Annotated in this window: 18 protein-coding genes; 8 read left to right on the top strand and 10 right to left on the bottom strand. The window is 35.7% G+C overall.

The features are described from left to right. The first annotated feature begins 28 nt into the window (after positions 1 to 28). On the top strand, positions 29 to 823 hold the full coding sequence (locus tag ACFX40_RS00290; RefSeq protein WP_098333461.1) for a hypothetical protein: 795 nt from the start codon (positions 29 to 31) through the stop codon (positions 821 to 823). 41 nt (positions 824 to 864) lie between these two features. Then, a complete protein-coding gene (locus ACFX40_RS00285) occupies positions 865 to 1,377 on the top strand; it encodes a DIP1984 family protein (protein ID WP_377238496.1) in 513 nt (170 codons plus the stop codon). Positions 1,378 to 1,614: 237 nt separating this feature from the next. On the opposite strand, the gene ACFX40_RS00280 is transcribed toward ACFX40_RS00285, so the two are convergent. Together ACFX40_RS00280 and ACFX40_RS00275 are read right to left on the bottom strand one after the other, a co-directional pair. After that, positions 1,615 to 1,926, bottom strand: coding sequence for a DMT family transporter (locus tag ACFX40_RS00280; RefSeq protein ID WP_377253820.1), 312 nt, complete (start codon positions 1,924 to 1,926; stop codon positions 1,615 to 1,617). Next, positions 1,926 to 2,264 carry a DMT family transporter gene (locus tag ACFX40_RS00275; protein ID WP_028410021.1) on the bottom strand — a complete coding sequence of 113 codons (339 nt, stop codon included), beginning with the start codon at positions 2,262 to 2,264 and terminating at the stop codon, positions 1,926 to 1,928. The genes ACFX40_RS00280 and ACFX40_RS00275 overlap by 1 nt, the downstream gene beginning before the upstream one ends. 184 nt (positions 2,265 to 2,448) lie before the next feature. Between ACFX40_RS00275 and ACFX40_RS00270 the strand changes: the two genes are divergently transcribed. Together ACFX40_RS00270 and ACFX40_RS00265 are read left to right on the top strand one after the other, a co-directional pair. After that, positions 2,449 to 3,342 (top strand): LysR family transcriptional regulator, encoded by an 894-nt coding sequence (locus ACFX40_RS00270; RefSeq protein ID WP_335570936.1) that lies wholly within the window; start codon positions 2,449 to 2,451, stop codon positions 3,340 to 3,342. Positions 3,343 to 3,370: 28 nt separating this feature from the next. Then, complete coding sequence (locus tag ACFX40_RS00265) at positions 3,371 to 3,559, top strand: hypothetical protein (protein WP_377253818.1); 189 nt, start codon at positions 3,371 to 3,373, stop codon at positions 3,557 to 3,559. Between the two features lie 81 nt (positions 3,560 to 3,640). On the opposite strand, the gene ACFX40_RS00260 is transcribed toward ACFX40_RS00265, so the two are convergent. Further along, positions 3,641 to 3,787, bottom strand: a complete 147-nt coding sequence (locus ACFX40_RS00260) for a BH0509 family protein (protein WP_013056404.1) — start codon at positions 3,785 to 3,787, stop codon at positions 3,641 to 3,643. A 355-nt stretch (positions 3,788 to 4,142) separates the two neighbouring features. After that, positions 4,143 to 4,334 (bottom strand): hypothetical protein, encoded by a 192-nt coding sequence (locus tag ACFX40_RS00255; RefSeq protein WP_028410030.1) that lies wholly within the window; start codon positions 4,332 to 4,334, stop codon positions 4,143 to 4,145. A gap of 400 nt (positions 4,335 to 4,734) precedes the next feature. Here ACFX40_RS00255 and ACFX40_RS00250 point away from each other — a divergent pair, with 400 nt between their 5' ends. Beyond that, complete coding sequence (locus ACFX40_RS00250; protein ID WP_013056405.1) at positions 4,735 to 4,938, top strand: cold-shock protein; 204 nt, start codon at positions 4,735 to 4,737, stop codon at positions 4,936 to 4,938. A 283-nt stretch (positions 4,939 to 5,221) separates the two neighbouring features. On the opposite strand, the gene ACFX40_RS00245 is transcribed toward ACFX40_RS00250, so the two are convergent. Further along, positions 5,222 to 5,425, bottom strand: a complete 204-nt coding sequence (locus ACFX40_RS00245; protein ID WP_028410031.1) for a cold-shock protein — start codon at positions 5,423 to 5,425, stop codon at positions 5,222 to 5,224. A 284-nt stretch (positions 5,426 to 5,709) separates the two neighbouring features. Between ACFX40_RS00245 and cshA the strand changes: the two genes are divergently transcribed. Then, positions 5,710 to 7,110, top strand: coding sequence for a degradosome RNA helicase CshA (cshA, locus tag ACFX40_RS00240; RefSeq protein WP_098578997.1), 1,401 nt, complete (start codon positions 5,710 to 5,712; stop codon positions 7,108 to 7,110). Between the two features lie 295 nt (positions 7,111 to 7,405). On the opposite strand, the gene ACFX40_RS00235 is transcribed toward cshA, so the two are convergent. Further along, positions 7,406 to 7,606, bottom strand: coding sequence for a cold-shock protein (locus ACFX40_RS00235; RefSeq protein WP_016766383.1), 201 nt, complete (start codon positions 7,604 to 7,606; stop codon positions 7,406 to 7,408). 714 nt (positions 7,607 to 8,320) lie between these two features. Next, positions 8,321 to 8,965 carry a glycosyltransferase gene (locus tag ACFX40_RS00230; protein WP_377238501.1) on the bottom strand — a complete coding sequence of 215 codons (645 nt, stop codon included), beginning with the start codon at positions 8,963 to 8,965 and terminating at the stop codon, positions 8,321 to 8,323. 455 nt (positions 8,966 to 9,420) lie between these two features. Here ACFX40_RS00230 and ACFX40_RS00225 point away from each other — a divergent pair, with 455 nt between their 5' ends. Continuing rightward, positions 9,421 to 11,016, top strand: a complete 1,596-nt coding sequence (locus ACFX40_RS00225) for an acetolactate synthase large subunit (RefSeq protein WP_252124407.1) — start codon at positions 9,421 to 9,423, stop codon at positions 11,014 to 11,016. 60 nt (positions 11,017 to 11,076) lie between these two features. Here ACFX40_RS00225 and ACFX40_RS00220 read toward each other — a convergent pair whose 3' ends face one another. Both ACFX40_RS00220 and ACFX40_RS00215 read right to left on the bottom strand, forming a co-directional pair. Continuing rightward, complete coding sequence (locus ACFX40_RS00220) at positions 11,077 to 11,637, bottom strand: hypothetical protein (protein ID WP_377253816.1); 561 nt, start codon at positions 11,635 to 11,637, stop codon at positions 11,077 to 11,079. 334 nt (positions 11,638 to 11,971) lie between these two features. Next, positions 11,972 to 13,402, bottom strand: coding sequence for a PQQ-dependent sugar dehydrogenase (locus ACFX40_RS00215; RefSeq protein WP_377253814.1), 1,431 nt, complete (start codon positions 13,400 to 13,402; stop codon positions 11,972 to 11,974). A 316-nt stretch (positions 13,403 to 13,718) separates the two neighbouring features. Here ACFX40_RS00215 and ACFX40_RS00210 point away from each other — a divergent pair, with 316 nt between their 5' ends. Then, the gene (locus ACFX40_RS00210; protein ID WP_098333454.1) at positions 13,719 to 14,093 is read left to right on the top strand and encodes a cupredoxin domain-containing protein; all 375 of its coding nucleotides are present in this window, start codon (positions 13,719 to 13,721) and stop codon (positions 14,091 to 14,093) included. Positions 14,094 to 14,237: 144 nt separating this feature from the next. On the opposite strand, the gene ACFX40_RS00205 is transcribed toward ACFX40_RS00210, so the two are convergent. Then, entirely contained in the window at positions 14,238 to 15,539 is a 1,302-nt protein-coding gene (locus ACFX40_RS00205; protein WP_221840377.1) for an MFS transporter, read from the bottom strand. Positions 15,540 to 15,567: the final 28 nt, after the last annotated feature.

The raw sequence follows: 15,567 nt of genomic DNA, 5'->3' as shown, positions 1-15,567 counted from the left end.
TAGAAATAAGTAGAAAAAGGTACCCTTTATGGAAAGTGAAAAAGATTATGTGATTTTGAGAAAGACGATAACAACTCTTTCTACAAGCTTTATTTTAGCTTACCTTTTGACAATAACAGGTCTGATTCAACAACTAACTGACGGAGAAGAACTATCGTATCATACTGGAAATGACATGGTAGGGTGGTTCCTTGTATATCTTTTTTATGTAGGGGCCGTTATTGCTGTATATGGAAATTTTGTCTCAGTTATACTGGACGCTATTCGAAAGAAATGGCTTCCCAACATGAGGTGGCTATTTGTCTTCTTCCACGGCATATTAGGCTTAATTAACGGTTTGTTTTTTCAAGATACACATTTGGCTTATTACGGGATGGCAGCCGCTATGTTATATGCATGTATAGATTGGTGGGTAGAAAGAAGAATTGACAGGGAAAAAAGTACAAAGGTATTGCTAATTATACCTCTTATTCTTTCACTTCTCAGTTGGAGTATATTAGAAGCGCTATCACCTAGCCTTCCGCCATTTACGAAAGAAGATGCCATAGAGTTTGCGACAAGTGGTGAAGGAACAGATATTGATTTATTTCCTGCTAAAGTTGGAACATGGAAAGGAGCTTTTGGAGGGTATCAAATCGAAAGAAAAACTCGTGCTAAAAAATTAAATAAAGAGTTTTATCTAGTGACGTTTGAAGAAAACTGGACTAAAGGTAAACAAAAAGGACGCTATGTAATGTCTTATAAAGTAGATCGCAGCAGTGTTTCAGGGGATGGCGGAAGTGGCACAACACCTCCTTATTATGAAAAGGTATTAGAACAATAAAATAGTAAAAATTAAGTTTATGGATAAAGGAGCTTTGATCTATGTCTAAGATTTCTCTAGCAGAGGCTGTGAAATTGAAAAGTGTATTATCAAAACGAATACACGAATTAGAAGAAGAGATGGACCGTGTTGCATTTGTAGAGATTGAAAAAGGGGAGAGGATTCCTCCTCAAGCTCGATCACTATCTCATGTTGAACAGGATTTAGAGGATATTCGAAAGGATTTGCGTCTACTTGATAAATTAATGTATCAAGCCAATATTCAAAATAATATTACTTATAATGAACACAAACTAACAATTGTAGAAGCGATTGAATACGCCACTCAATTACGTGCCAAAGCAAGAAAATACAAAGAGTTTGGATCATCATCTAAAGAAGAATATCCCTACTATGGAGAAGGGGTATCCATTATTAAAGTGGCTACATTTGATCCTGAACAATATCGTCTAAAAGGTCTAGAGGTTGAAAAGAAAGCAAATAGATTATCGAATTTAATTAACGCTAAAAACTATCAAATAGAGTTAGAGTTTGATGGAGATAAATATTTTTAATCCTTGAAGAGGTGAGACTCCCTTCAAGGCATAGAAGGAGAATGTTTAGTGTACTCAAAGTACTATTGTGATGGCAAGTGATAAAACCAATAATCCAATGACCCATTACACTGTTACTATTTACCAATAACCAACTATAGCAATGGACGGTCGATGACCAATACCTCCTTGTTTTTAACTCCTTCTATGGTGCCCTTACTTATAAGTTAAGTAAGGGCCTTATTTAGCTTATTTTTATTAGAAAGCTTTAAGTATAATAACACCTGTAATAATAAGAGTAATCGAGACAATCTTTCTTTTGTTTTTTGATTCCTTAAATATATAAATACCTAACAGCGTTGTACTAACAATCGTCAGCCCTGCCCATATAGCAAAAACGACGCCCATTTCAAAATAGTGTGTCGTTAGAGAAATAAAATAAATACAAGCAATGAAGAGTAGAAATGCCCCTATTGTGGGAACAGTTTGTCTAAAACCTTTGGATAGTTTTACACACATTTGCCCTCCAATGCCTAAAATTAAGCCAACCGTTAAAAATACGTATCCCATTACGCTGTCATCCTTTCTTTAGAGCTCTCTTTAATGTTAAGAGAAACTGCACCAATTATAATAAGAGAAACACCTAAAATTTTAGATAAGGAAATAGTTTCATCAAAAAAGATAATACCTGTGACCACAACAAGTACGGTGGCTCCTCCTGCATACAAAGCACTTGCTACTCCTACTTCACCTTTGGCGTTGAGTAGCATATAAGCAGCAATTGAAGAACAATAAAATAGTATGGCAAAAACAGTAGGAACAAAGTTTGTGAATCCATTTGTAAGATTAAGAAAAAATACTGCGATTACCTCCAAAATGATGGCAAGAAACAATAGTAAATAAAACAATCAGATTTCCTCCTTTCAGTCACCTCATTTTAAGAACTTTACGTAATTTCTACTAAATAGTTGCAGTAGCACTCGGATGTCATTATTTTATCTAGAGCTTGATATCTTGTAAAATAATGATAAATGATTGTAGATATCACTATTATTAATACCTAAATGAATGTAAGTGGAAAGGAGGATGTTTATGGAAGTAGAAGATATACGCATATTTATGGCTGTAGCAGAATACGGCAGTGTAAGCCTTGCCGCTGATAAGCTAGGCTATGTCCAACCAAATGTAACAGCACGCATTCGGTCTCTTGAACGAAAAATTGGACACCCATTGTTTCATCGTCACAGACGAGGAATGACATTAAATGTAGAAGGTCGAAAACTTTTAACATATGGAGAACAAATGATGCGGCTGATGGATGAAATACAGAAAGCATTTCAAGATGAGCGTAACCTTGTTGGATCATTATGTATTGGATTAGTTGAAACGGTAGTAGGGTTTCCTGAAATCATTTCTTCCTATCATAATAAGCACAAAAATGTGGATATTTCTCTAGTATCAGGAGTAAGTACACAATTAATAGAGAAAGTTCTTAAGTTTCAGTTAGACGGGGCATTTGTAGCAGAACCAGTAAATGTGTCAACGCTTGATCAAATTCCGGCTTTTGATGAAGAAATTGTACTTGTATGCAGTGCAAATGAAAAAGGTAAGAAGCAGATTCAGTCTGCCAAAGAGTTACTGCACTTACCATTCATTTTATTTAATGAAGGCTGCCAATATAGAGAAAGACTACAGCAGTGGTTACAAGACGAACAAATAGTATCACCAAAAATCATGGAATTTGCTACACTTGAAACGATTATGGGGACAGTAGTTTCTGGTCTTGGTGTGACACTTATAGCCCGGTCATTAGCGGAAAGATATGAGAGGGAAGGATTAGTACAACTCTTTTCAATACCCGAGCCTTACAGAAACCTCAGAATTGTGTATGTTCGTCGCTCCGACTCCTATCTAGGAGTAACTGAGCGTGAATTTATAAAGACAATCAGCGAAGTAAGAGAAGGGAAAAAGCAGAGAACGAATTGAATCGATTATAGAAGATATAAACGAACAAATGATTGTAGAAAGAGTTGAATCGGACGAAGTAGGAGGGCTAAAGATCTTTTTATCTCAAGGTTATTTATTAGAGGTATTTCCGGATACGTCAGAAGACGATGAATATAGTGAGTTCTGGAGACTTTTCAACCGGAAGGAAGACAGCCCTCACTTTGTTGTCACAGGAAATGGGACTAAAAACCAGTAATCGCATAATTAAAGAAACGAAAAAAGCACAAACCCGTTGGAACCAAACGTTTTTGTGCTTTTTTCTTATTTTATAATTGAGTTACATATAATCATAAGCAGAATCATCAAAATAGAGCCAGTGATAATATTCAACCTGCGGATCTGTCATCTTCGAAACTTCTTCTTCATTGAATTTTTGATACTCAACTAATTTCTGCACTTTAGAATTTCTTTCCACTTGGCTCATTTTAAATCCTCCTTATAGTTTGAGAAGTAACAATGTATTTAAATATAGAAAGCGTTTTCTTTTTCTTGTTTTTATTATATATCTCAATATGAGATTAAAACAATATCAATTATAGATGATTTTTCAAAAAACAATATAGAAATGGTATTATGGCGTCGGATTGGGACAACAAGGCTTCTGCAATCGAAATTAAATAATGGGTGATTCCCAATGGCAAGGCTAAAAATTTTTTTGTTAGTATTGTTGCTTAATCCCTAAAAAACATTATGATAACTAGCTCTATAAATTAGAAATAAAGCTAGCTTAACACAGCTAGCTTTATATTTTTTATGCTGTTTTCCAGAGCTGTACATTTTCAACTGTCGTTCACTTTGTTATAAAAGCTCTTTAACATTTTCATCATGTTACGTCCTGAAGTTCTTGACATTTGATTATTATCTTCATCATCATGAGTACTCAGGTACCAGCTTCCTTTGTTATCTTCATTTAATCTATATACCTTATTCGTTCTACTGTCTGTATAAAAGTTTCCATCCTTCAGTCTCACACAATCCCCCCTCTACCAAGTGTCTATCCTGTATTATGCCCAAGATATCAATTTTATGAAAAATTTCATATACCCAAAAACAGCAGGTTTCTTAATGCGCTTATTATTTTGTAAGTAATCTACAGAGGTGCAAAAATGGTGAAAGTCCATTGAATTTACGTACTGCTAGTAAACCTTAAATTAGTTCTTAATAAGATACATATATTTCCACCTTGAATTTTATCTATTTTTCTGTATTTGCTATCTTCCGTTCTGTGTGTTACGCTTAGGTTAATTATTTTTGTTCGGTGTGGGATTGAGAGAAGAGAAATCTCTTCCATAGAAATTTTCATCTTAAGATAGTATGGTTGGACAAGGGTAGTAATACAAGTGTGGAGATTCCACACTAGGAGGCAATATTATGGAACAAGGTACAGTAAAATGGTTTAATGCAGACAAAGGCTTCGGTTTTATCGAAATTGAAGGCGGAGACGATGTATTCGTACATTTCAGCTCTATTCAAGGTGAAGGCTTTAAATCATTAGAAGAAGGTCAAAAAGTAACGTTTGACATCGAACAAGGCCAACGTGGAGCACAAGCTGCTAACGTTCATAAAGTAGCATAATTAAAATGAGTAAAAAAGACTCCACCTAGGAGTCTTTTTTTTTACTTTTGATTTCAGTAGCTCGCAAAAGATATATTATATCTTATTTTAAAATCTCGTTATAATAGAAAAACCAGCGTTTTAAGGCTGATTTTTGGATAATACGAAGGTACAAGGTATGGACTAGTTAACCATACACTAGAAATACAAAGCAAATATGGCATGTTTGTTTGGTAAGAAGTTTACTTTCAGTTAAAGAAGTGCCGTAAGTTTTTTATAGATTTTTACAACAGACGGATATAAATTATTTTTGATGGGGATTAGGAGACGCACCTAAAAGCCGTTCTCCTGTTCTCATTTTATGGCCACATAAAGGACACTTTTGGTGTTTTTGATAAGAGAAATTTTTTCTCATCCAACCATTACATTCTTCTGATTCACATTCCCAAATCTCTATTTGTTCTTTAGGTAAGGGCTCTTGATTTTTCTTCCTATGGTTATAATACATAACTACATCATCCCTCCTCCTAAATAGTATACCTTTTAAAAAAGAAATAGTGAGAACCATATCTTTCTAAATTAAACCACACTTTATAGATCCTATAAAAATTTATAAATACACGTAAGCGCGGATAAAATAAGGCATGAATTCGCCTTGTATAGATACGCTAAAATAAGATGTTCGTGAATAATAACTCTGATTTCCAATACGCAGAAATGAATAAATAATATCTCTCGTTAAAGAGTACTTTTTTCATTTCTGAATTTAAGTAAGAGAAGGAGCACAAAAAAATGAAAAAATTTTCTGATTTTAATTTAAGCAAGGCCATTGAAAAGGCAGTTCATAACTTGGGTTTTGAAGAGGCTACGCCGATTCAGGCTGAATCCATTCCGATAGCTATGACGGGTAAAGATCTAATTGGACAAGCTCAAACCGGTACTGGAAAGACAACAGCTTTTGGCATTCCTCTTATAGAGCGGGTTGAGCTTGGTGAAGAAGGGATTCAGGGAATAGTCTTAGCACCGACACGTGAACTGGCTATACAAGTAGCAGAGGAGTTAAACCGAATTGGACAGGTAAAAGGAGTTAAAACGCTGCCCATTTATGGAGGTCAGGATATTAATCGTCAGATCAAAGCCCTTAAAAACAGACCGCATATTATCTCGGCAACCCCAGGGCGCCTTAAGGACCATATGAAGCGAAGAACCATTCGTTTAAATCATATTCGTACAGCTGTTCTGGATGAAGCAGATGAGATGTTAAATATGGGCTTTATTGAAGATATCCAAACGATTCTTGGCGGCATCTCTTCTCCCCATCAAACCTTACTATTTTCAGCAACCATGTCGAAGCAAGTACAAAGTCTAGCCCAGAAATTTATGAACGATCCTGAACTCGTAAAAGTAAAAGCGAAGGAGTTAACGGTAAAGAACATCGAGCAGCAATATATGGAAATTTCAGAGAATCGAAAATTTGATGTTCTTTGTAATCTCGTAGACCTTCAATCACCAGACCTTGCTATTGTGTTTGGACGCACAAAAAAACGTGTGGATGAACTTGCTGAAGGGCTAAAAAAGCGTGGGTATGCAGCAGAAGGCATTCATGGAGATCTTACGCAATCCAAACGTGCCGATGTAATTCGTCAATTCAAGAATCATACGATTGAGATTATGGTTGCAACCGACGTTGCAGCAAGAGGACTTGATATTACAGGTGTTAGCCATGTCTACAATTTTGATATTCCTCAGGACCCTGAAAGCTATGTTCATCGTATTGGCCGAACAGGACGGGCAGGTACTAAGGGATTGGCAGTTACCTTTATAACTCCAAGAGAACGTAATCACTTAAAAGTGATCGAAGATGTCACGAAAACCAAAATGTCTAGACAATCACCTCCTACTTCTAGTGAGGTAATGGCAGGGCATCAGGAAGCAATCATTCACCAGGTTTTGGCCGCTATCGACAAGGGGGAGTTTGTGGAATACAAGCCAATGGCGGAAAAGTTATTAGAAGAAGTGGATTCTGTTTCTTTACTGTCAGCCACTTTAAAGCTCTTAACAAAAGAATCAAATATGACCTCTGTCCAATTGTCTGAAGTGGCACCACTTCGTAATAAAAAGGCAAAAACAGAACGTAAGAGAAATAGAGGGAGAAAAGAAACAGTAGGCCGTAAAAAAACATATAGAAAATAATCCCTGATTATTTTTGATGCGAGAAAGGATAATGGCTATGAGTGAGAAAATATTTAGTAATGGAGAAGTAGTAACGATAAGAGTATCGAATGAATTAGTGACAATCTTAAAAAGTCATTATGTAAAAAATATGAAAAGATACTCTTATACAGTCGATAAATACCCAAGTACCTTTTTCTTTGAAGAAGAGTTAAAAAAACACGAACTATAATTATTGATGAATAAGTGTTGATATAAAAATCTTTTTAAGTAAAAACAGACTCTGAAAATAGAGTCTGTTTTTTAGTATGGTTTCTTATGCTTTATTTACGTTTGTCGCTTGTGGTCCACGTTGTCCCTCTTCGATATCAAAAGTCACTTCTTGCCCTTCATCCAAGGATTTAAAGCCTTCACCTTGAATAGCTGAGAAGTGAACAAATACATCTTCTCCACCTTCGCGCTCAATAAATCCAAAACCTTTGTCAGCATTAAACCATTTCACTTTACCGTGTTCCATTTTTTGTTGCCTCCTAAAATGTAGAAAATAAACCAGATTATCATTAAATCTAGCTTATTTATATATTATCCCAATGGAGACATCTTAAACTTAAATTAATTTGATCTTTTTAACTTTCTTTATCATCACTCATTCCATTAAAATGTAACAAGTGTATGACTATAACATCATAGTGAGGTTCTCGTGCAAAAACTTCAAATAAACATGGAAATGATAGAAGTTGAGTATTAGCCACTGTTCACACAATCATTAAGGGTATTGAATTCATAAATATGAACCTAAATTAGATGCGAGAGCATAATGGGAGCCGTCTGTCCAAAAGAAAGGGAAGTTCACTCAAAAAACTTTTGAATAGTGGCGTAAAAATACATTCGATTAGATAGAAATCTATATACCTTTTTCATATAAATACAACCTTCGCACTAGAATCCGTAAACTTGTTTCCACATAAAAAATGACGCCGTTTTAGGCGCCATTTTTTATAGAATAGAGAAGGACACACCCTATGCACGGGCGGTACTCTTAACACATCGTCTTGATTTGATAATACCCAGTGTTTAAATTTAATAAACCTTTGGTTATGATGCTTTATGCAAAATATCTACGTGTACCTTTTTAGTGAACCTAAGGTTTCTTAGAGTCATCGAGCAAAAGAGCCCTTACAGATGCAGTGTTTTATGAAGAAATTTCAAATAATACTGGATATTATCAAAATTATTTATTAAATTTCTTTGGAAACTGCTTCACAACTCCCGCAGATATAGTATCTGCCATTAAGATAATATGTGATACTCCTTCATCAATTGAAACGATTCTTGCCTCCCAATCTTTTTCTAAGCTTGCAGATAAATCATTTGTCACTAATTTTAGATGCATATACAGTAATTTTTTCAAGTCTTCATTTTTTAAGTAAGGGTTGGCCTGGCTAAGGAACGCTGCTATATCATCAGCATTTCTATACCATTCTTTGTTTAATTGATTCACTAAGACGTTCTTTCCCGCTTTAGCTGCATCTACAATCTTGCCAGCAATCACAATATGTTCCTTAAGCAAATCCGTAAGTCTATTCCCAGCTTTCTCTCCGTATATCGGCTTAACAGCATTCCCGATATCTTCTTGATTTTTTAATAATCTTGTCAACACCTGTTTTTGGTCTTCTGACCCTGCTGTTGTTGCACTTGTAATATAATTGCTTGTCCACAGTACATGATCCATCCAAAGTCTTCTGAATTCATTTTCAAACTTTACCTGAGATTGACTAACACGATGTTCTTGTGTTTCAGCACGAGCACTACTTGGTTCAACCAGCATGTTTAGTGAGAATAACAACATAAATCCCACCATTAATAATCTTTTCATAAAAACGTTCCCTCCAATTTAAACGAGTATGCGCCTTATTATTTGTATATGGGATTTTTTACATTCCTCAAAATGTTACATTCTAATAAAAAGTTTTATAGGGTATCTCCACACTTTCAATCAGCCCACATAGAGGAAGGGTTACAGAAGATACCTTTCTGTAAGGTTATAGTAGAGAAAATAAAGCCTTTTTTTGTTCGCTAACAAAGAAACCGTTATTGAGGTCTAATTTCATTTCGATTTTTTTGACTCATTCAATTATTTATACATTCTCTAAAAAATATATTTAACATAAGAACCTAATGGCAACACTATAAACAATAGTTAGTGAATAGGATTTTCTTGCATATGTTTGGGATTTTTGCGAGTTGAAACTAAAAAATGTGATAAAGATTAATGAGCTGTTCCTTTCACATAAGCTTGTCAGAATACTATCTAGAGAGAGGTCGAACAATATGAAAGTGACGGATACACTTGTTCAATGTTTAGAAAATGAGGGAGTTGAATATATTTTCGGAATACCCGGTAAAGAGACCTTGGATTTTATTGATTCCTTATCCAACTCTAAACAGATTCAATTCGTGAATGTGAGGCATGAGCAAGGAGCTGCTTTTATGGCAGATGTATACGGAAGGTTAACAAACAAAGTAGGGGTATGTTTATCAACATTAGGCCCTGGAGCTACTAATTTATTGACAGGTATATCTAGTGCAAAGCTAGACCATTCTCCTGTTGTTGCTTTAACAGGACAGGCTGCTTTGGGAAGGCAGCATAAAGATTCGCACCAGTATATGGACATTATCAAAATGGTGGAACCGGCAACGAAGTGGGGTGTTCAGATAAAAGATGCACAAACGCTTCCTGAGATTATTCGAAAAGCATTTAAAATTGCACAAATGGAAAAGCCAGGACCCGTAGTAGTAGAATTGCCAGAAGACTTAGCAACTCAAATCGTTCCCATTAAACCTATTTTACCTACATCTATACCCGTAAGCATACCTATATTGAATTCCATTCAGGCTGCCAATACTCTTATTAAACAGTATGAGAGACCTTTTGTGATTATCGGTAACGGCGCTGTTAGACAGGGAGCCGTGGATGAGCTTCAGCCATTTATTGAACGCCTTCAATCACCGGTTACCCATAGTTATATGGCTAAAGGTGTATTGGCTAAAAATCATCCGCAAAATTTCTTTACGTTTGGATTTAATGAAAAAGATGAGGTGCTCGCAGGCTTAAAGGAAGCTGACCTACTTATTGCAATTGGATTTGATTTTGTCGAAAAGTTACCCAAAGAATGGAACACGGAAAAAAAACCAATTTTACATATAGATACTTTACCGGCAGAAATAGATGAATATTACCCTATAGAGGTCGAATTGGTTGGAGATATAAAGCAGACTTTACGAGTATTCAATCAGCTTGATATTCCTTCTAAACCATGGATTCCCTCTGGTAATCTCCAAAAACAAATTAAGCAATCTTATCACATTGAAGAGAAAAAGATAGACAGCAATTTACTGCCTTTAACAATCGAGAATATCTTGCATATTATTGACAAGCTCTCTTCAGAGAAAACCATTGTGATTTCAGATGTGGGAGCTCATAAAGTATCTATAGCTCGAACTTATCAACCTAAAAACCCTAACAGGTTCATTATATCAAATGGTCTAGCTTCCATGGGTATTGCTCTACCAGGCTCAATTGGAGCTAAGCTAGCCTGCCCTAATGATCCAGCTATTTGTATTACTGGAGATGGAGGAGTCTTAATGAATTTTGCTGAAATAGAGACGGCAAAGCGCTTAGGACTTTCATTCATCATTATTGTTTTAAACGACTCTACATTAAAAATAGAGCAGGAAATGATGAACAAAAAGTTTGGTAAGAGCTATGGAGTAACTTTTACAAACCCAGATTTTGTTCAACTGGCAAAAAGCTTTGGAATTAAAGGAGAACAGGCAAATAGTTTAGTTGAATTTAAAAATATAATGAAAAGAGCCTTACAAAGTTTAAATGAGATTGTCCTAATTGACGTTCTTCTAAAAAGCTGATTGCGATTTCTCCATTATTTTGACGAGTTATCTCTGTTAAGGGATTAATTTGTAGATTCACTAGGAAATAAATGTTTTTAATTTTTTAAAATAAGCTAAGCTGAGTTCAACCCAAATCCAACTATAAAGGAAAGTAAATATAAAAATTAAACCAGTAGTAGAAAAAGAAAAATTTCTGGAAATCACGGGACCTAGTACTGGGAATTTGAAACCGTACAATAAGGTAATAATCCCAACAGTTAATAGAGTGGCACCACTTACAACAATGTATAATCTCTTTTTAAAAAAGTAAAAAGAAGCTCCTATGCCCATTCCCAACATTCCTGTTGTAAAAGGAAAAATAATAAGTTCACTTGGCTGGATAATCAGAAGAAGCAGATTTGTTAGTATATAGGCAATAAATCCTAGAGGGAGCGAAAGTGTAAAACAAAAAAGAATGGGTGCAGTAGAGAAGGGACTAATAAAAATTCCTATTCCCGGTAAGAAACCTCCTGCTGATTGAAAAAGGGCTGCTAAGCTGGCGAAAAGAGCGACTGATACAAGCTGCTTAGTTTTAGATAGTCTATGAAAAAAAAGCTGCGCAGATTTTACTTCATTTGAAAGAGACTTTAAAAAGTACATGAATTTCACCTCCGTTAACTGTTTTTACATTATTTTAGATCATTGTCTGATATATCAACTCTTACATGGAATATATGAAGAAATTAAGAGAGAGGACTAATAAGTCGCATTTACTTTTACAGGAATAGGTTATATCCGTTAAGATAAATTTCTTTATCTTTCTAAAGGTATGTACTGTAGCCCATAAAATGAATCTTTTATGGGCTTTATTGATTAAAGGCTTTTTTATTTTCTAGAAAGTTCATTTGTTCATTCTTATAAAATAGCTGGTGAAAAAATTAAGCTATGATTTTTGGAAGAAAATCGATATCCAGTCGAATTTTATAAATATAAATCATGGAACAATTTCAAAAACAGTACCTTGATTAAAGTCAGACACTTTCATAGAGCCATACACTCCTAAATAAAGCCTGGTTTGACCCAGGTTCGTTCCCAAACTAACGTAGTAAGCTGCTTGAGAACCAAAATTATAATCAATCTCCACAACACTAAAATCATTTAACTTACAATCTGTACCTGCTCTGGTATAAGCTAAAACTCCTCTAACTGGGGATTGAGATTCTTTAACCTGTGCAATATCCGTAAACATAACGCTTCCTGTTAAGCTAGGGATTTTATTCCCCATATATGGCTGAACTCCTGTAAGGGAGGTCCCTCCAAATTTATTGGGGCGGGGATCTTTGTGAAAATAACTTGTTAAAGGCTGAAGACGTCTCACTGAAGTTTTTACCGCTTCATTGTAATAAGCAATTATTTTCTCATCCAAGGCCGGATTTTCAGAACACCTTTTTATAAACGAAGTCGGAAAATCTCCTTCCCATCCCCGCCAGCCAAGGTTAATAAATCCTTCTTGGCTGGGTTTAGCTCTCATTAAAGAAGCTTGAACAAGTTGAGGAACAGGTATTGGCTTATAATGAACAAATGAAAAAATCGACTCTACTACATCTTGTCCAACATTTCCCACATATTTGATGTACTGATTATAAAATTTTTGAAATGAAATCCCCGTTATATTGCGAACACCCTTAGCAATGAGCGTAAGAGTTTCCTGAATAGGTGAGGGGAGTTCACTAAAGCGTGTGACTACGGGTGGATTATGGATAAATGTATTCTTACCTACATCAATTTCAATTATTTTCCCGTAAATTTCTATATCATCCTGACTTAAGTTAAAGGGGTCATAGCCTGATCCACCATCTCCAGTTGTAAAGATAAGTTTTCCAGTTTCAGGTGAAAAGTTTAAGCTGTTGACACCATTATGATTAAAAAATGGTCTTCTTAAGTTAAGTAACGTCCGTCTTTTTTGAGGCTGAGCATTTGGTTGGAAAACCCATTCTTCCACTGTATCAATATGATCATATTTAGTTTCTCTATTTAACCACCTTAAGTTTGAAGTTTTAGGATCACACGGGTTAGGCCTATAATGTTCGGAAAGGGCACCTGGTCCTTGTGTTCCAGCTACTGAGTAATGAAGATAAAACAGACCGTTATAATAAAATTCTGGATGAAGCGCTAGCCCTAGCAATCCTCGTTCATCATATCCTCCCCGGGAAACACCTGGTTCAGACGTACCTAATTTTATGATTCGTGAGCGAATATCTAAAAAAGTCTGTATAGCTTCGTCTCTTATGTAAAAGATCTCTCCTACTTGGGTTGCAATAAATAAGCTTTCAAATGAGTCACCAGGAAGTATAGCTGTTTTCAACACGGTAGGTAAATTTATTTTACTAACAATAGGCCGTAAACTAACCTTAGCTTTTATCAACTAACTTGACACTCCTTTTTATTGTTTTCTTTTATAAGAATATGATTGTAACCGTTCTATTAGTATCAATACTATTTTATAAAGTTAGGTAACTTAACTAAGAGACCTAATTGAGAGGCTCTTTTCATAAAAATTATCCACTCCTGATTACGCCTGCTATTTTCTTCTTTTAGCCCTCACGCTTCTCTCAGCGTTCATAACTATTTGCGCTTTTCAGAAACTGAGATTAAGGAAAAGTAATACTTCATTCACAAAAAATAGTGATATTATTTTATGAATTGGAAAAGAATATGGCTTATGAAAGGAGTGAATGCAAATGTTTATGAAAAACTGGTTAACGGGATTCGTCGTTTTGTTTGCGATGATGATGGTTGTGATAACTCCAGGTTCACCCAGCGTTTTGGCTGAATCTGACGTGGTAAGACAGAAAGCCGTGGAGGTTCAGTTGAACGATGATTACTTCAATCCAGAAACCATCACTATCCCGAGTGGAAAAACGACAACGTTGATATTAAAAAATGAAGGTCAGAAAGAGCATACCTTCACAGTAGAAAAGCTCGGAATTGACGCTGAAGTCCAGCCTGGAAAAGAAAAAACCATTACTGTAAAACCACAAAGCCCTGGTACATATGAACTGATATGTAGGTATCATTTTAATAGTGGAATGGTGGGGAAAGTGATAGTCAAATAACAAGCAGGGCCAATCGGTCTCTGCTTTTTGAAGTGAATATAGCATTATTTTTCCATAGAAATAAAAAAGGCCTTTAAATTTAAAGGCCTTTTTATGTTTCGTTGATTTAATTGAAAAAACTAATTCATTCATTTTATATTGGAGTTAAAATTCTTTATTTATGTTAAGCATGCGCTCTTTTTTTCCTTTATGCGCCCATATTACGACTGGAATCAAGATTAAAGATAAAATTCCTCCACTTAACGATAAGGTCGCATAGCTTGAATGAGCGACGACCATTCCAGATAAAGCCCCACCAGAAGCTCCTGCTAATGCAATTAAAACGTCTATAGTTCCTTGAGTTTTAGCTCGTGTTGATGGTTCTGTAGCATCAACAATTTGTGCAGTTCCACTTATTAATCCTAAGTTCCATCCCAATCCAAGTAAAGAAAGGGCAAGGACTAGAAAACCCATTGAATCACTTGGCGCCATAGCTGCTACGAGGCCTGCCAAAAGTAAGGTAACTCCAGAAGCAATGGTCATGGCAGTTCGGCCAATTTTATCAATTAAAATTCCCGTAACTAGTGAAGGAAGATACATTGAGCCTATATGAGCACCAATCACAATTCCTACTTCACGTAAACCATGACCATGATGGCCCATATGTACAGGTGTCATAGTCATAATAGAAACCATTACAATTTGAGTAAGTACCATAACCGTTGCACCAACAGCCACTCCTTTTTTGTTTGTTGACTGCTCAGCATTTGTTAAACTCTGTTGAGTGTCACGTTCTTGTTTATTTATTTCTATTGCTCTTGCTATTAGTAATGGATCTGGACGAAGCATAATAAAAAAGACAAGACCAGCTAATATATATGCAGCTGCTGCTAATATGAAAGGTCCTGCAAGTGCCGGAACCCCAATTGAAAGTGCAAAATGTCCCATGACATTAACTAAATTTGGTCCTGCAACAGCTCCAAATGTGGTGAAAACCATGGCCATGCTAACTGCAGTTGCCCGTTGTTTTACACTTGCTAAGTCTGTACCTGCGTAACGAGCTTGCAAATTAGTTGCTGTTCCTGCTCCATAAATAAGCAGAGAAGCAAATAAGAGAAAAATACTATTTATAATGGCTGAAAAGATAACTCCAATTGCGCCAATTCCCCCTACTATAAAACCTGTTGTTAGACCAAAGCGACGTCCATATCGTTGCGAAAGCCTTCCAACTGCTAAAGCAGCTCCTGCTGACCCTAAAGTAAACATAGCAGTTGGTAATCCTGAAACTGCATCTGTACCAAGCATTTGCTGAGCAAGGATTGCTCCTACAGTTATTCCAGCAGCAAGACCGGCCCCTCCAAAGATTTGTGAAAGGCCAACGATAAATAATGTACGTTTGTATAACCTGTTCTTCTTTTCAGGAGAGTCAATATAACTTTGAATTAAATCATTCGTATACCTTGTCATGTTAAACACCTACTTACATTTTAATTGT

It is taken from the genome of Priestia sp. YIM B13552 (assembly GCF_042787775.1).
Taxonomy (GTDB): Bacteria; Bacillota; Bacilli; order Bacillales; family Bacillaceae_H; genus Priestia; species Priestia megaterium_E.
Note: the sequence above shows the minus strand (reverse complement) of the source record. Positions and strands in the feature narration are given on the sequence as shown.

Bases quoted from the DNA above. Each gene is read 5' to 3' on its own strand.
- ACFX40_RS00265 (WP_377253818.1), top strand. From the start codon at position 3,371: ATGATTGTAGAAAGAGTTGAATCGGACGAAGTAGGAGGGCTAAAGATC.
- cshA (WP_098578997.1), top strand. From the start codon at position 5,710: ATGAAAAAATTTTCTGATTTTAATTTAAGCAAGGCCATTGAAAAGGCA.
- ACFX40_RS00205 (WP_221840377.1), bottom strand. From the start codon at position 15,539: ATGACAAGGTATACGAATGATTTAATTCAAAGTTATATTGACTCTCCT.
- ACFX40_RS00230 (WP_377238501.1), bottom strand. From the start codon at position 8,965: ATGAAAAGATTATTAATGGTGGGATTTATGTTGTTATTCTCACTAAAC.
- ACFX40_RS00260 (WP_013056404.1), bottom strand. From the start codon at position 3,787: ATGAGCCAAGTGGAAAGAAATTCTAAAGTGCAGAAATTAGTTGAGTAT.
- ACFX40_RS00270 (WP_335570936.1), top strand. From the start codon at position 2,449: ATGGAAGTAGAAGATATACGCATATTTATGGCTGTAGCAGAATACGGC.
- ACFX40_RS00285 (WP_377238496.1), top strand. From the start codon at position 865: ATGTCTAAGATTTCTCTAGCAGAGGCTGTGAAATTGAAAAGTGTATTA.
- ACFX40_RS00225 (WP_252124407.1), top strand. From the start codon at position 9,421: ATGAAAGTGACGGATACACTTGTTCAATGTTTAGAAAATGAGGGAGTT.
- ACFX40_RS00290 (WP_098333461.1), top strand. From the start codon at position 29: ATGGAAAGTGAAAAAGATTATGTGATTTTGAGAAAGACGATAACAACT.
- ACFX40_RS00210 (WP_098333454.1), top strand. From the start codon at position 13,719: ATGTTTATGAAAAACTGGTTAACGGGATTCGTCGTTTTGTTTGCGATG.
- ACFX40_RS00245 (WP_028410031.1), bottom strand. From the start codon at position 5,425: ATGTATTATAACCATAGGAAGAAAAATCAAGAGCCCTTACCTAAAGAA.
- ACFX40_RS00250 (WP_013056405.1), top strand. From the start codon at position 4,735: ATGGAACAAGGTACAGTAAAATGGTTTAATGCAGACAAAGGCTTCGGT.
- ACFX40_RS00280 (WP_377253820.1), bottom strand. From the start codon at position 1,926: ATGGGATACGTATTTTTAACGGTTGGCTTAATTTTAGGCATTGGAGGG.
- ACFX40_RS00235 (WP_016766383.1), bottom strand. From the start codon at position 7,606: ATGGAACACGGTAAAGTGAAATGGTTTAATGCTGACAAAGGTTTTGGA.
- ACFX40_RS00220 (WP_377253816.1), bottom strand. From the start codon at position 11,637: ATGTACTTTTTAAAGTCTCTTTCAAATGAAGTAAAATCTGCGCAGCTT.